At 44.5% G+C, this 15,575-nt stretch carries 15 protein-coding genes; 2 read left to right on the top strand and 13 right to left on the bottom strand.

Annotation, left to right across the window (positions count from 1 at the left end; all coding sequences use genetic code 11):
- Window positions 1-374: 374 nt before the first annotated feature.
- Window positions 375-1,001, bottom strand: coding sequence for a TVP38/TMEM64 family protein (locus tag RL70_RS03910; protein WP_039042102.1), 627 nt, complete (start codon window positions 999-1,001; stop codon window positions 375-377).
- 120 nt (window positions 1,002-1,121) lie between these two features.
- Here RL70_RS03910 and RL70_RS03915 point away from each other — a divergent pair, with 120 nt between their 5' ends.
- Together RL70_RS03915 and RL70_RS03920 are read left to right on the top strand one after the other, a co-directional pair.
- Window positions 1,122-1,844, top strand: coding sequence for an AzlC family ABC transporter permease (locus RL70_RS03915; protein ID WP_039042103.1), 723 nt, complete (start codon window positions 1,122-1,124; stop codon window positions 1,842-1,844).
- Entirely contained in the window at window positions 1,844-2,152 is a 309-nt protein-coding gene (locus RL70_RS03920) for an AzlD domain-containing protein (RefSeq protein WP_025786040.1), read from the top strand. The genes RL70_RS03915 and RL70_RS03920 overlap by 1 nt, the downstream gene beginning before the upstream one ends.
- Window positions 2,153-2,246: 94 nt before the next feature.
- On the opposite strand, the gene RL70_RS03925 is transcribed toward RL70_RS03920, so the two are convergent.
- From RL70_RS03925 to secA, 12 genes are all read right to left on the bottom strand, one after another.
- The gene (locus RL70_RS03925) at window positions 2,247-2,507 is read right to left on the bottom strand and encodes a CsbA family protein (RefSeq protein ID WP_039042104.1); all 261 of its coding nucleotides are present in this window, start codon (window positions 2,505-2,507) and stop codon (window positions 2,247-2,249) included.
- Between the two features lie 24 nt (window positions 2,508-2,531).
- Window positions 2,532-3,701: a PDZ domain-containing protein gene (locus RL70_RS03930; protein WP_039042105.1), complete on the bottom strand. Its 1,170-nt coding sequence runs from the start codon at window positions 3,699-3,701 to the stop codon at window positions 2,532-2,534.
- Between the two features lie 107 nt (window positions 3,702-3,808).
- Window positions 3,809-5,257 carry a S41 family peptidase gene (locus RL70_RS03935; protein WP_231567227.1) on the bottom strand — a complete coding sequence of 483 codons (1,449 nt, stop codon included), beginning with the start codon at window positions 5,255-5,257 and terminating at the stop codon, window positions 3,809-3,811.
- Window positions 5,258-5,524: 267 nt separating this feature from the next.
- Window positions 5,525-6,097, bottom strand: coding sequence for a redoxin domain-containing protein (locus RL70_RS03940; protein WP_039042107.1), 573 nt, complete (start codon window positions 6,095-6,097; stop codon window positions 5,525-5,527).
- Window positions 6,094-6,744, bottom strand: coding sequence for a hypothetical protein (locus RL70_RS03945; protein ID WP_039042108.1), 651 nt, complete (start codon window positions 6,742-6,744; stop codon window positions 6,094-6,096). The genes RL70_RS03940 and RL70_RS03945 overlap by 4 nt, the downstream gene beginning before the upstream one ends.
- A 189-nt stretch (window positions 6,745-6,933) precedes the next feature.
- Complete coding sequence (locus RL70_RS18310) at window positions 6,934-8,277, bottom strand: murein hydrolase activator EnvC (protein WP_304413258.1); 1,344 nt, start codon at window positions 8,275-8,277, stop codon at window positions 6,934-6,936.
- A gap of 33 nt (window positions 8,278-8,310) precedes the next feature.
- Window positions 8,311-9,195: a permease-like cell division protein FtsX gene (gene ftsX, locus RL70_RS03955; protein ID WP_039042109.1), complete on the bottom strand. Its 885-nt coding sequence runs from the start codon at window positions 9,193-9,195 to the stop codon at window positions 8,311-8,313.
- The gene (gene ftsE / locus RL70_RS03960) at window positions 9,185-9,871 is read right to left on the bottom strand and encodes a cell division ATP-binding protein FtsE (RefSeq protein ID WP_039042110.1); all 687 of its coding nucleotides are present in this window, start codon (window positions 9,869-9,871) and stop codon (window positions 9,185-9,187) included. The genes ftsX and ftsE overlap by 11 nt, the downstream gene beginning before the upstream one ends.
- 272 nt (window positions 9,872-10,143) lie before the next feature.
- Window positions 10,144-10,476, bottom strand: coding sequence for a cytochrome c551 (cccB, locus tag RL70_RS03965; RefSeq protein ID WP_369795188.1), 333 nt, complete (start codon window positions 10,474-10,476; stop codon window positions 10,144-10,146).
- A 315-nt stretch (window positions 10,477-10,791) separates the two neighbouring features.
- Complete coding sequence (locus RL70_RS03970; protein WP_039042111.1) at window positions 10,792-11,235, bottom strand: hypothetical protein; 444 nt, start codon at window positions 11,233-11,235, stop codon at window positions 10,792-10,794.
- Window positions 11,236-11,373: 138 nt separating this feature from the next.
- Window positions 11,374-12,475 (bottom strand): peptide chain release factor 2 gene (gene prfB, locus RL70_RS03975; protein WP_156137898.1). Its coding sequence is split into 2 segments (ribosomal slippage): window positions 11,374-12,402 and window positions 12,404-12,475, totalling 1,101 coding nucleotides; the frame shifts between segments, so codons are not numbered across the junction.
- A 39-nt stretch (window positions 12,476-12,514) separates the two neighbouring features.
- Window positions 12,515-15,022, bottom strand: a complete 2,508-nt coding sequence (gene secA / locus RL70_RS03980; protein ID WP_039042112.1) for a preprotein translocase subunit SecA — start codon at window positions 15,020-15,022, stop codon at window positions 12,515-12,517.
- Window positions 15,023-15,575: the final 553 nt, after the last annotated feature.

Consider the following 15,575-nt stretch of genomic DNA (forward strand, 5'->3'; position numbering starts at 1 on the left):
CGCAAGAAGAATCAAAGTTTGAGAGGTGTTTTTACGAATGAATGTTCGCAGTTTTGTAAATGGTACAATTTGAAGGTTGTTAGATGAAAAATTGTGATGCAGTTTATGAGCATTCATTGAGATTTATGATCAGTTTCTAAGTTTTATGATCACATTTTAGGAGTTATGATCACTTTCTCAGGTTTATGAGCACTTTCCATGAATTATGATCACTTTCACAGGTTTATGAGCACTTTCCACGAGTTATGATCACTTTCTCACTTTTACGAGCACCCAGCCAAATTCCAAGCTTGTACTCCAAATTCTATTTGCTTTTAATCAAAATAAAAACGCTTCGCAAAGGCGAAGCGCACATCCTTATCAACTGGTACTACTTACTTGTCCCAATGTTTCTGTCCATTCCATTCTCTCGCATGGCGTTCCACTTTTTTATTCAAACGTCGCTCGAAATATTTGCCTGCTAACCACATTAGCAATATCACCACACCGACAATGGCGGAGCGAATCGGTTGTGTAAACAACGCTTTCAGATCGTAGCCGACAAAACTGATCATGAATACCATGACAAACTTCCCTGCTATCAAAATCATTAAGTAATACGTCTTCTTCATATTCGACAGCCCCGCAACGAGATTCACGAGAGCAGATGGCGTAAATGGGAAACAGATGAACAAGAACAACGGACCAAATCCATTGCTCTCCACCCACAAAATGAGCTTTTTCACTTTCTTATGCTTGGTGAGGAAGTTTAACATGCGACTTTGACCATATTTCCGTACGATTAAAAATACGACATAGGAGCCGACGACTGTTCCGCCCCAGGAAAGAATGAAGCCTAACCACAATCCGTATGCAGTTATATTCGCGATAACAAACACAAATAACGGTAAAAAAGGCAGAAACGACTCGATGAACGGCAACAAGAAGCCTATGAACGGACCGAATGCCTTATAATGTTGTGCAAGTTCAGTAACTTTATCCACACTTAACCACTCTTGCATTTTGAGTCACCCCTACCTTCTCTCCCTTTTTTAAAACCATTCAAAAATTCAGTCTTGTTGTCTTTAGTAGTTGTAGTATAATCACTAGTATTGAAATTCATAAGAAAGCTGGGATGTGAAATGGAACGCAGTGAATTTAACAACGGACTTCGCGCCGGTCTCAGCATTGCCATCGGGTATTTCCCAGTCGCGCTTACATTTGGGCTACTCGCCAAAACGACCGGTCTTTCACTGTTCGAGGCGACCGCGATGAGCATTTTCGTCTTTGCAGGCGCAGCGCAATACATATCGCTCAGCTTGATAACCGCTGGCGTCGATCCATTATTAATTGTCATGAATACATTCATCGTCAACATCCGTCACTTCCTTATGACGGCTTCGCTGAATGAAAAGATGCAACCTGCACCAAAACCCATCAAAGCTGCATACGCATTCGGGGTGACAGATGAAACCTTTTCCGTCATCGCGACGAGTAAACAAGACAAAGTATCAAGCGGCCATGCGTTTGGTGTCATCACCATTGCTTATGGAAGCTGGGTGGTTTTCACCGCTTTAGGGCATGTCATTGGCGCCAATTTACCGCTATTTCTTCAAGCCGCCATGTCCATTGCGCTCTATGCCCTCTTTATCGCATTACTTGTCCCTTCGATGAAAGGCAACCGGAAAGTCGTTTTACTCGCCAGTCTTGCTGCACTCCTACATTGCTTCTTTTATTATACCGAATTATTATCCACAGGGTGGGCAATTCTTGCGTCTACATTACTATCATCGATCATAATCGAACTGGTCTATGCTAAGTACGGACGAGCCCCAATTCCAGCTGTTGAAAAGGAGGAGAGCTGATGGGTCCAACTTATTGGTGGATGCTGTTCGGAATGGCGCTTGTGACGTACATTCCACGTATGATTCCACTCACGGTCCTCGATGGGAGAAAGTTACCGCCACTCGTGACAGGAATTTTAAGTAACATCCCATTTGCTGTGCTCGGTGCACTCATTTTCCCAGCAGTGTTCTATGTACAAGAAGGCAACTTTCTTTTCGGGTTGATCGGAGCTGCGACCGCATTTCTCATTGCGATCTTTGGTTTCGGACTGATGACTGTAGTCCTCGGGACAATCGGTGTACTCGCAGTCTACAGTCTGTTCATGTAACCCCTTTGAACCTATCATACCCAAAAAATCCGTTTCTCATACTTGTAGAATAGAAGAAATGAAAAAGCCTTACACCATGTGCAAGGCTTTTTCGTTATTCATGCAGATTTTCATTGGACTGACGATGAGAATTTGCGACCATTCGATTCGCAATCCAAAATCCAACCGTCAACGACAACGCATCTGCCACATACAGCAACCAGTTATGCGTATATCCTGCATACACGGAGGCGGCGATTAGCGCAATCGTCAGCACCAATCCGACCAGTTGATGGAACGTAACCCGCGTGAAAAACACGACTAGAATTCCTGGGATGAACAACGCCATCACTAATTTAGTCGCTAGACTCTCCACTTCACACCGCCTCCTTTCTATCCCTCATCGAACGAGCAACAGTCCGAGCTGGTAATGATCATGCCGGTATAGCACTTGCTGCATGAGACGAACTTCTCCGTTCCGATCTGCAACTTGTAAGCGGCAATGCGCTGCGTTCACTTGAATCGCATCATACAATTCCTTATCGTTCGCAACTTGTATCCCGTTCACAGCACGAATCACTTCACCCGGTTGCAACCCTAGCTTTTCTGCAGGTGATCCAGGAAGAACTCCCGCAATGACAACACCTTTCGCACTCGGCGATGCTGCATAACCGCCACCGCGTTCTTGTACAGCAACGACAATGGTTAACACCGTTCGTATGAGGACACCTAGGACCAATGCTCCCCATCCAATCATAGGTTCATAGAGTGCACCTAAACCAAGCGCTGCAACAGCGACCCCTGTCCAAATAACCTGCACCCCGAGCTTCGGAAAGATTTGATCCGGAAAACGCTTGCGTGCAATTTGGCTAAAGCCAATCAACACGGGCACTGGAACGAAACTGAACGATGCTGCACCGAGTGTAAACTGTGGCCAATATGGTACATATGCTGAAATCATATCACCCGGCACAAGTAAGATCACGGGTAATAACCAAATCTTCTTCACTTTGAAGACCGCTGCACGAAGTCCTCTGCTCGTCTTCTCAAGATGTGGCGACGCATAGCGCACTGAAGACGTCCGAATGAGCACTCCTTCTGCAATGAGGAAGAGCCCCGCAATGACCGGAATCGTTACGGACAAGTGTCCAAACAGATCCACGTCCTGTAGCGACCATCCATGATACGTAAACGCACCACCAAATTCTTGCCATGCGTACAATCCGAAAAACGCAATCGCAGTTGTGTAAATCGGAGATCCCCATTGATAATAAAAACTCACTAAAACGACAAGCATGATCGCAGAAAACATCACGATCCATCCTGCATCCACCACAAATCCGATTCCACTAAGCAGGACGGACAAAATGAGTGCATGCAACCATGAGTCCGCAACGAGCCGTCTCAATTCCGTGAGCCCCGGCAACTTCCTAATATTGAAGTCTTTTCGCTCCCGCTTCACTCTCATATACCCGAGCGCAACCGCAACGAGGAGAATTAGCAGAAATAGTGGATTCAAGAAGAATACAGCCACTGCTTGTAAGACATCGAACAACCAATTCTCTGACACGTTCTATCACACTCCAATCCAATCCCGCTGTTTTCTTCTATTGTAACAAAGATTGGAATGGAATGGATAGTCGCGACAGACTGTTATTTACGAGTAGGGCGAATCGATCATTTTTCAGACAGTTTGTGATGCAAATAACCGACAGCCATCGACAGCTGTTCATCGTTCGCACGATCGTTGCGATATGCCTCAGCACTCGTCTTCAATGTTTGGAAGAATTTGCCGTCCATTTCCCCCGTCGACTCCACCTTTTCAGCTTTCATGAAGTCCGCTACTGTCTGACCCGTCGTTTCATCAAAGAAGCCATCCACTCGACCCGGATCATGCCCGAGCGCCTTGAGTAATCGCTGCGCATATGCGATATCTTCGTTGAATTGCTGTTCTTTGTAGACGTCTGCGATCACTCTTAAATGCTCCGAAAACAAGCTGTTCTGCTTCACTTCTAAATCCGAAGCGATTCCTTCCGAGTGAATCCATCGCTCTTTAGGTGTTAACCACTTATGTGTAGACAACTTCACTTCGCCGCCATTCGATAATTTCATCGTTTCTTGTACTGTCCCTTTTCCGAAGCTTGTTGTCCCTACAATGAATCCTCGGTCAAGATCCTGGAGTGCACCACTCAATACTTCACTCGCAGAAGCACTTCCTTTGTCCTGCAACAAGACTACTGGAATGCTCTGCAACTTCGGATTATACTCCAACTCTTTAGCTGGCTCAGTTACAAGTGGTGTCAATTGGCCCTTCACGTCTTCCATATACGCAAACACTGTATCTTCCGGAAGCATACTCCCTGCAATATTTCCAACCGCATGTAAGTAACCTCCAGGATTTCCACGGACGTCAATGAGTAGCGCTTCTGCACCTTCCTTAACGAGTAACTCTGTCGCCGCCTGCCACTCTTTCGCACTGTCTTCCCCAAACATCGTCAACCCTATGTAGCCAATTTTCTTGCCGCGTTCTTCCAAAATTTCCGATGATACCGTGTGAACAGGAATCACATCTCGTTCAATCGTGAATTCTACATGCTTCCCGGATTCCGGACGATAGACAACCATTTTCACAGATGTCCCTTGTTTCCCGCGGATTTTTTTGACGACTTCTTTGAGTGTCAGTCCATCCACTCGCTCCCCATCAATTTGCACGAGTTCGTCATAAGGAAGCAATCCGGCTTTTTCTGAAGGCGATCCTTTGACAGGTGAAACAATTACAAACTTGCCATTGGTACGCGTAATCTCAGCTCCAATACCTACCCGTTCTCCGGCGAGCGATTCTTTGTGAGACGCCGCTTCTTCTTTTGTCAGATACGTTGAATACGGATCGCCGATCACGTCCGCCATTCCTCGTAAGGCGCCTTCGATTAACTCATCGTCTTTCAGTTTATACACCGCGTTGCCTGTGATGACCTCGTACGCTTCGTCGAGGACTCCAAATTTCCCACTCGAGTTGTGGGTCTTTTCATCACTTTTTCCACAACCATCCAACACCAGTACTAGACAAACCGCAACTGCGGCTAAAATAACAAACGCAAAAAAACGGCTCCTGCGCATCGTCACCATCCCCTCCTCTTTCCACTATATGAAAGAAGGGAGAAGGTTACGACAAGCAAGAACCGGGAAATAAAATTAGAATAGACAGGGTTGATTTACGCTTCAGACGGACGCTTTCCGCGGGCTTGAACTCAGCCTCCTCGATCGCTTCGCTCTCTGCGGGGTCTTCGTTCTTCGCTGATTCCGCAGGAGTCGCCGTCTTACGCTTCAATCAACGGATTGTAATTGGATAAGCTATTACCATTGAATGAGGGTATAAAAATTTTTTAAAACCTTTTATTTAACATCCTTCACTAGCTGTTCCATCATTTCTTCGTCCATGGGGCCTACGATTTGGTTGTCTATGGTGCCGTCGGTTCCGAGGATGTATGTCGTTGGAATCGAGAACACTTTGTAGTCTGTCATGCCAAGTTCTTCTGTGTCGAGCAAGATTGGAAACGTTAGCTCATAGGCATCAACAAACTCTTCGACTGCTTTGACTCCGCGGTTTTCTGCAGTCGTTAAGTTGACGGAAATCAGTTCTACATTGTCTTCAGGCTTCAGGTTTTTATAGTAGTTCTCCATATGGGGCATCTCTGCTTTACATGGTGGGCACCACGTTGCCCAGAAGTTCAGAATGACTTTCTTACCTTTCAACTCGGAAAGACGAACTTTATCTCCAGCTAATGTCTCGAGTTCAAAGTCTGGCGGTGTATCTCCTTGTTCAAGTCCAGCTGTGCTTTTGGACATCGTTTTAGTTGAAGCCGTATCGATGACTTCGGGTTTATCTAAATTTGACTTCACCATTACGACAATCATCGAACCGATTAAAAGAATTGCGATTGCGTATCCAATCCACTTTTTATTCATCGTATCCCTCCATCTGTTACCTTAACTTGTGTAAAACGCCACGCAATTATTACTACTAAGATGCTCGAGACAACTGTTGCAGCGAATGGAATACCCGTAAACCCAGCAGGCTGCAGTGCAGCAATGAAGGCGTGGATAGCTACAAACAATCCTGCAGTATAGATAACGGGTACGCTTTCATCTTCTGCATGAATAAAGGCTAGCGCTGCAATCACTGCGAACAAGATGATTGTAGTCACCTTTGTTACAAGCGTTCCATCATTCAACAGCGCCATCATCACTTGATAGCCTGCTTGTGCACTGATAATCCCTAGCATGAATCCTTGGCTAACTTTTGGCGGCTTGGGCTTGCGTGAAAAAAGAATGAACAAAGCCGCAATCAGAATCCCAGCAAGGAATCCAAACATGCCTCCATTAAAATAAAGGATGGCCATCGGTGCACGACGTACCGTTTCAAAGTCCGTTACAATCACGGACAGTTTCCATACAATAATAGTGGTAAAGATCGCATCCACAACAATGTCCGCGACTGGTTTACCAAATTTCATTTTAACAGCAAGCCATGCGAGAATAAATCCAATGATGGCTGCAATCCAGGAAGAAGGTACAGTAACCTTCCATAGTAGAAAATAGTCGGTGACAGGCATTGGAATCTCCTTTAGTCCAGTATACCTCTCATGGTATCGTAAAGTGCCCATCAAAACCACAAAATCCACTTATGTTTACAAAAGAAAAAGGCCCGCACGTATGCGAGCCTTTCCATGTATTCGGTGCTCCCTTATTCCAAAATGTTTGTTTTAAGGAAAAACCGGAAATAGAACTTATAGAAGTGTTACTTAGAATGATACATAACGTAACGGATTCACGGCACTTGGACCGGATGCAGAGAAGTTACCTACGTGAATTTCAAAGTGCAAGTGTGGCCCTGTTGAATTTCCGGTATTCCCTGATTTCCCGATGAATTGTCCTTTTCCAACGTGCTGTCCTGTACTCACACCAATATTGGACAAGTGTGCATAAACGGATGTAAAGATTTGCCCGTTTATGGAGTGTGTAACCATAATCGCATTACCGAATCCACCCATCGGTCCTGCATGGGACACTACACCTTCAGCAGCAGAAACGACTGTTGTACCAACTGGAATTCCGATATCTTGTCCACGGTGCTGCTTTTGTGTATGGAAGATCGGGTGCATTCTCCAACCGAATGATGATGTAAGTGGACCACTTGCTGGACGAGTCCATGTGCCACTTGAAACTGGAGGTGCAGATGGTTGGTTATAATCATGGTTATTTGATGACGAAGAACTTGATGAATTCGCTGCTTGTTGTGCACGGCGCTTCGCTGCAGCTTCTGCTTCACTTTTACGCTTGATTTCTGCTTGACGAGCAACTTCTGCCAAACGATTTTGTTCAGCACTAATTTGATTCACAAGATCTGCGGAAAGTTCGTGTGTTTCGTCATATTCGCTCTCTAAGTCTGCTTTTTCAGTAGAGAGTTTCGCTTGTTCAGTTTCTAACTGATCAACAAGCTTGTCCTTCTCAACTTTTTGACCTTCAAGCTTTTTCTTCAAATCTGTTAGTTTTTCTTTACGTTCTTCTTGTTGCGCAAGTTTAGTCTCGACCATTTGCTTTTCTTCTTCAAGCTGGTTCATGTCATCTTCTTGCTGTTGCATGATTTTACGGTCAGCATCCATCAAAGTAGATACCGCTGAGAAACGGTCGATGAAATCTGAAAAACTGTTCGCGCCAAGAAGTACGTCCAGATAGCTGACGTCTCCGCCTTTGACCTGCATCGTACGAACTCTTTCTCTTAACACTTCATCGCGCTCTTTAATCCGCTTTTCCAACGTCTTGATAGAAGCACGAAGTTCAGTGATTTCTTTAGTCGTTTGAGTGATTTTTTCTTTTACGTCACGAATTTTTTCGTTGTTGGTTTCGATTTCACCATTCAACTTTGTAATTTGCTCCAAAAACGATTGTTTCTTTGTTTGCTTTTTATTAATCTCGTTGGATTTGTTTTGGATGCCTTTATTCAACTCTTGTTGTTTTTGTTGAAGCACCTTTTGTTCATCTTGCATATCTTTCAACGAGCTCGCTGATGCTACTGTTCCGGATAATGTAGTTGAGAGCAACAACACCCCCATTGTAGATAGTAGCATTCCCTTGTTCTTTCTCACAGTCCCAGTTCCCCTTTCAATTCGATCGGCTATTTAGACTTTCAAGAATTTACGTACGGACATCAAACTGCCCCACACGCCGATAAACACTCCCATGAACAACAACAGACCATCTACCTGAATAATGAATGGTATTGGATCTAGCAATTGGAACATTTCATTGACCAATTTAGGTTGCCAGTAGGCATAGATTTGTTGATACGCAATAGCGATGGCGGCCATCGGAAGAATGGATCCGAAGATTCCTAGCCAAACGCCTTCTAATATAAACGGTATGCGAACAAAATTATTGGTCGCCCCTACAAGTTTCATAATTTCAATTTCTCGACCACGTGCAATAATCGTCAAACGAATTGTGTTGGAGATGAGGAACATTGCCGTAAATAGTAGCGCCAGTATTAAAATCAGACCAACGTTCCGACTGATTTCTACGACATCAAACAATTTCTCGACTTTTCCTGCTCCATAGACAACATCTGCTGTGTACTCGTATGTATCGATCTTTTTTGCAATTGCAGCCGTATCATGTGGATTTTCCGCTTTCACATACAGAGCATCTCCCAACGGATTGCTTTGTTTGTAGAGTGAAAGTTCTTTACCATAGGACTTGATAATCTTATCAAGTTCATCTTCTCTGGTCGCATAATTGACGCTTGCGACACCATCAATCTCTTTTACTTTATTCTGTAATTCTTTCACGGCCTCACTACTTGCTCCGGGGTCCGCAACCACTTTAATCTCTACGTCGTTCTCGATGTTATCTGCCATCTTGTTCAAGTTCATCATCATAACAATGAAACTACCTACAAGTAGGAGAGTAACCGCAACGGCGCTGATGGAGGCGAACGTCATCCAGCCATTTCGTCCGAGGCTTTTGAAACTCTCCCGGAAGTGTCGGCTTAGCGTTCTACCCTTCATAACTGTATTCTCCTTCGTATTCATCTCTTGTAATCATTCCGCCTTCTACTAACAAAACGCGATGGCGGATGCTGTTCACAATGTCTTTGTTGTGTGTCGCCATAATAATGGTCGTCCCACGGTTGTTGATTTTTTCAAAGATGTTCATGATGCCTAACGACGTATCCGGATCGAGGTTTCCTGTTGGCTCGTCTGCAATGACCAATTTAGGTTCATTCACAATCGAACGCGCAATCGACACTCGCTGCTGTTCTCCGCCTGATAACTCGTTAGGAAACATTCTCGCTTTTTGGGACAAACCGACCAGCGCTAAAACATCTGTTACCTTTTTACGTATTTCTGTTGGTGTCTCTTCAATTACCTCAAGCGCAAATGCCACATTCTCATAAACATTCAGTCTTGGAAGCAATTTGAAGTCCTGAAACACGACCCCTATCTGTCTTCGCAAGTATGGGATTTCTTTGTTTTTTAACGAACTAAGGTCTGTTCCGTCGATGAAAATTTGTCCGCTTGTCGGAGATTCCTCACGATACATCATTTTGATGAATGTCGATTTACCTGCACCACTTGGACCCACGACGTAAACAAATTCACCGTTATTAATGTCGATATTAATACCATTTGCGGCAACGACACCGTTGGAATACTTTTTGTACACGTTTTTCATTTTAATCATTTTTTGTAACCACCTGATTCAAAACTTTTCTTCAGCTTTTTAAGTATAACAGATATAAACCTACACAATATTACAGGAATATTTCATTTTCCCTAAAACGTTCACAGCTTTTCAACAATTCTGTAATGTGGAACTCGTTTTTGGTAGTCTGAGTGAGTTTATGTCGAAGAGTGGAAATGTATTTTGGTATGTACAAACAACAAAAAAACAGAGGTAGCCGAAGCATACCTCTGTTCGTTATGTGGATAGTAGGTCATTTGTGTTACAGCAGCTTATTTCTTGTCAGCAAGCCATTTAGCAACTGCGTCAAGCTCTTCACCTTTAATGAGACCTCCAGGCATTCCGCCGGATTTACCGTTTTCGATGATGTCATGGATTTCGTCTTCAGAAAGCTCTCCACCGATGTTTGCTAGTGCAGGACCGTTCATACCTTCCAATTTCCCACCGTGACAAGTTGCACAGTTCGCTTGGTATACTTTGTCCGCGTCTACGCCGCCAGCAGCTGAATCTTTGTCTCCAGCTTTGTCATCTCCGCCGCCTCCACAAGCACCTAATACAAGCGCTGCTCCGAAGATTGTTGCTAAGAATTTGTTTTTCATTTTCATGAAATTTCCTCCTTAAGATAAATGAATTACGTGCTTTTCTAGTATAGCAAAAAAAGACCAATCCCGCTCTATACCGTGTGACAAAATCAGGACGAATACCTTACATAGAGCGCTCTCCTACTATTTAGTATTCTCTTTTCCGCAAAAATCAAACCTCTTTTGATGAAGTATTCGTTTTAAAATGAGCAAAAGACTGTTTTTGACAACTATTCACATGATGCTTTTTCAACCTTCATCCAATTGACTCCTGCGACTGCCTATTCCAAAAGCCATCTACCTCTTTAGGCTGACCAATTGGCAGTTATTTATTCATACTCAATTATCGATCTTCGCCTGTTTGACTAAAAAAAGTTCAGCTTCATCCAAATTATTTGTACAGAAGAGCGCTTTCGATGCATCTGAAACAATACGGTCTTCGATTTCAAGATAATTCTCTAAAGGGATTAGGTTGAAAAACTTCCGCCATTTCTGAGTGCTTTCCATTTTTGCCTCTTCATTTCGAATCTCCGTGTAATCAATTTCATTGATTTGGAAAAAGGGTTGCTGCTGATCTACTGCCGGAAACCGTTCCTTAAGAAACTCAAGTTCCCGATTGTCGTATTTCTCTGCAATGATCCATTCAGCCGTCCCGACATTCTCAGCGGCGTCCATTAGCTGGTCTGTCCACTCTTGTAACGTGTCTTCATCCGTCGAATCGCTTGTAAAGACTAGAACGTTATAAAGTACTTGAATCGGTTTTTCTTTCTTTTTAAAGAACAAGCTCCCACCTCCAGCAAATGATTATTCGATGTATAAGCCTACCGAATTTTCAATCAAATCACAGTAAAAAACGGGGCTGACCCGGAATGCCGTTTTCGCGACGTTCCAGGGCAGCCTCGCTATCCATCTGATTCAGTTTTAAGAAATACGTGAACGCAAGAAGGCGTTGATGAACGGATCGAGTTCTCCATCCATGACTGCACCGACGTTACCCGTTTCTTCATTCGTACGATGATCTTTGACCATGGAATATGGGTGGAACACGTAAGAGCGGATCTGACTGCCCCATCCGATTTCTTTTTGGTCTCCGCGGATTTCGAGAAGGCGTGCCTCTTCTTCTTCGACACGGATCTGATAAATTTTGGCCTTCAACAAGTTGATCGCCCGTTCACGGTTTTTGATCTGAGAACGTTCTGTCTGACACGTTACGATTGCACCTGTTGGAAGGTGAGTCATTCGAACAGCTGAATCCGTCGTGTTAACGTGCTGTCCACCCGCACCACTAGATCGGTACGTATCGATTTTAACATCTTCCATCTTCAAATCGATGTCTACGTCACCTGAGAATTCAGGCATCACTTCAACAGAAGAGAATGACGTGTGACGACGACCTGACGAGTCGAACGGTGAAATACGAACAAGACGGTGAACGCCTTTTTCAGCTTTTAAGTAGCCATACGCATTGTGGCCTTTAATGGAAAGTGTTACAGATTTCACACCCGCTTCGTCGCCTGCTTGGTAGTCCAGTGTTTCCACTTTGTATCCATGCTGCTCTGCCCATCGTGTGTACATCCGTAAAATCATCGATGCCCAGTCTTGGGACTCCGTACCACCAGCACCTGAGTGAATCTCAAGAACAGCATTGCTGCTATCATATTCTTCACTTAAAAGCATCTGCAAGTCGAAGTCTTCCATACGCTTCAAGAATGTTTTCAACTCGCTTCCGAGTTCTTCTTGAAGTTCTACATCAGGCTCTTCTTTTAACAGTTCAACTGTCATTTCAAGGTTCTCTTGCTCTTCATTCATCGCATGGAACTCACCGACGCTGTCTTTGAGTGCGTTCGATTCAGAAATGACCACTTGCGCTGCATCTTGGTTATCCCAAAACGTAGGGTCCATCATCATTTCATCGAGTTCCTGCATACGCGCCTCTTTGTTTTCTAAGTCAAAGAGACCCCCTAAAGTCCACTAATTTCTTAGCTGTTTTGTCGAGCTCGTTGCGTACATCTGATAATTCCATCATATATTGTTCCTCCAAAAATTCAGGTTCACGACCAAATTACTCTTGACCGTGACAATTCTTATATTTCTTCCCACTGCCACATGGACATGGGTCATTACGACCGATATTGACGGAGCGACGAACCGGTTTTTTCGCTGGTTTCTCGCCGTCCTCTTTCGGATTCACTGCTTGCCCTTTCGCGACTTCTTCACGCTCCAGGTTATTGCGGATTTCCGCTTTCATGACGTACTTCGAAGCATCTGTTTCAATGGCATTGACCATTTCTTCAAACATGCCGAATCCTTCTGATTGATACTCACGAAGAGGATCGTTTTGTCCATACGCACGCAAGTGGATCCCGTGACGGAGCTGTTCCATCGCATCGATATGGTCCATCCATTTCGTATCAATTGCACGAAGTAGGACAACTTTTTCAAACTCGCGCATTTTCTCTTCGGACATTTCCTCTTCTTTTTCATCGTAACGTTTAATAACTTCTGTTTTGATGAAATCAGTGAGTTCCTGTGCCGATTTACCTTCTAAATCTGAAACCTTTAAATGGTCTTCAGGTAGGAAGTTTGCGCCTAAGTAATCAACAAGAGCTTTAAGTGCCCAATCTTCTTGTTTTTCCTCAGTCGTATGAATCGCTACAGCATTTTCGAGAACACGTTCAATCATCGCTTCCAATACAGGGCGTACGTTGTCTGATTCGAGTACGTCATTACGTTCTTTGTAAATGATTTCACGCTGTTGGCGCAATACATCATCATATTGAAGCAATCGCTTACGGGAGTCGAAGTTATTACCTTCTACGCGTTTCTGAGCAGATTCAACAGAGCGTGAGACCATTTTCGATTGGATTGGTGTTTCATCATCCATACCGAGTTTCGTCATCATGCCTTTCATTTGCTCAGAACCGAAACGGCGCATCAGTTCATCTTCAAGAGACAAGTAAAACTGGGTAATACCCGCGTCCCCTTGACGACCAGAACGTCCACGTAACTGGTTATCAATACGACGAGATTCATGGCGCTCTGTACCAACAACCGCGAGTCCGCCAACTTCTTGTACACCTTCGCCAAGCTTAATGTCAGTACCACGACCTGCCATGTTCGTTGCGATTGTAACCGCACCTGGCTGGCCTGCTTGTTCGATGATTTCTGCTTCTCGACCGTGGTTTTTCGCGTTCAACACGTTATGAGGCACCCCATACTTCTTCAAGAAGTTTGAAATGATCTCAGACGTTTCAATCGCAACCGTACCGACAAGAACCGGCTGGCCGTTCTTGTGACGCTCTTTAATGTCATCCGCAACCGCTTTGTACTTCCCTTCCGTAGAAGAGAAAATCAAATCCGGACGGTCATCACGGGCAATCGGACGGTTCGTCGGAATCGCCACAACGTTCATGTTGTAAATGTTGCGGAATTCCTCTTCTTCCGTCTTCGCAGTACCCGTCATTCCTGACAACTTATCATACATCCGGAAATAGTTCTGGAATGTAATTGTCGCAAGCGTCATTGACTCATTTTGAACTTCCAAGCCTTCTTTTGCTTCAATCGCTTGGTGAAGTCCATCACTGTAGCGACGACCTTTCATAAGTCGACCTGTGAATGAATCGACGATGACAACTTCGCCTTCCTGTACAACGTAGTCTACGTCAACATGCATACTTACATGCGCTTTTAATGACTGATTAATCGTGTGGTTGAGAGTCACGTGCTGCAAGTCGAACAAGTTATCGATTCCGAATGCTTGCTCCGCTTTCTCAATACCAGTCTCCGTCATTGTTACGCCTTTAGTAGTTTCATCAAATGCGAAGTCTTCCTCTTTTTCCAACGTCGTCACAAAACGGTTCGCCAAACGGTACAATTCTGCTGATTTCGCAGCTTGCCCCGAAATGATGAGTGGAGTTCGTGCTTCGTCAATTAAGATTGAGTCAACTTCGTCAATGACAGCATAATGAAGTGGACGCTGTACTTTGTGCTCACTGTACAACACCATGTTGTCGCGCAAATAGTCAAAGCCGAGCTCATTGTTCGTCGTATACGTCACGTCAGCAAGATACGCTTCACGCTTTTCATCTTTACCTAAACTGTTCAAGTTCAAGCCAACAGTCAATCCAAGGAACTCATACAACTGTCCCATTTCCTGAGCGTCACGGGAAGCCAGATATTCGTTGACTGTCACGACGTGTACGCCTTTTCCGTCTAGGGCATTCAAGTACACCGCAAGCGTTGACGTTAACGTCTTACCTTCACCCGTTTTCATCTCCGCGATGTTGCCTTCGTGTAGTGCAGCTGCACCCACGATTTGAACACGGAATGGATACAAGCCGAGAACACGGCGCGCCGCTTCACGGACAACCGCAAATGCTTCAGGCTGGATCTCGTCGAGAGTTTCACCTTTAGCTACACGTTCCTGAAATTCCACTGTTTTTGCAGTGAGATCAGAATCCGATAGCTGCTCCATTTGGGTAGCAAGTGCTTCGGTCTGATCAGCAATCTTGTCTAGTCGTTTCAAATCACGTTTATTCGGATCAAACATTTTATTCAATACGCTTAGCATAATTTGGTCACATCCTCACAAAGTTCACCCTTCATTTTAACATTGTGAATGGACAGGCGCAAATGCAATGCAATGAAATTTCCGACTTTTGGATTATGGGAGGAGGTATGGGGGTTGCTTGAGCGGATTTGGTGGTTGCTTGATCACTTTTTGGATCGCTTGAGCGGATTTGTTACTTGCTTGATCACTTTCTGGCCCGCTTGAGACGAAATCCTGAATTCCCCACTTCTCATCACTAAATGCGGAGCGTAGCGGAGCACACCAATCAGGCTTGGTTTTAAGATCCAGGAAAGATGGATTGGTCGCGAGCTTGATTACCCATTGAGAAAAAGGGGGGTTGCCGCGGGATCGAGCAGATTTTGGCTTGTATGATATTATTCTGGTCCGCTTGAGCAGATTCACCACTCGCTTGATCACTTTTGACCTAGCTTGAGCGGATCTTCTACTTGCTTGATCACTTTCGGCCTCGCTTGTGCGGATTCGTTACTTACTTGATCACTTTCCGTCTTGCTGGAGCGTTTAGCCACGAAATGGAGCGATTACCAACATAAAT

The sequence above is a fragment of the Sporosarcina sp. ZBG7A genome (assembly GCF_000813425.1).
Taxonomy (GTDB): Bacteria; Bacillota; Bacilli; order Bacillales_A; family Planococcaceae; genus Sporosarcina.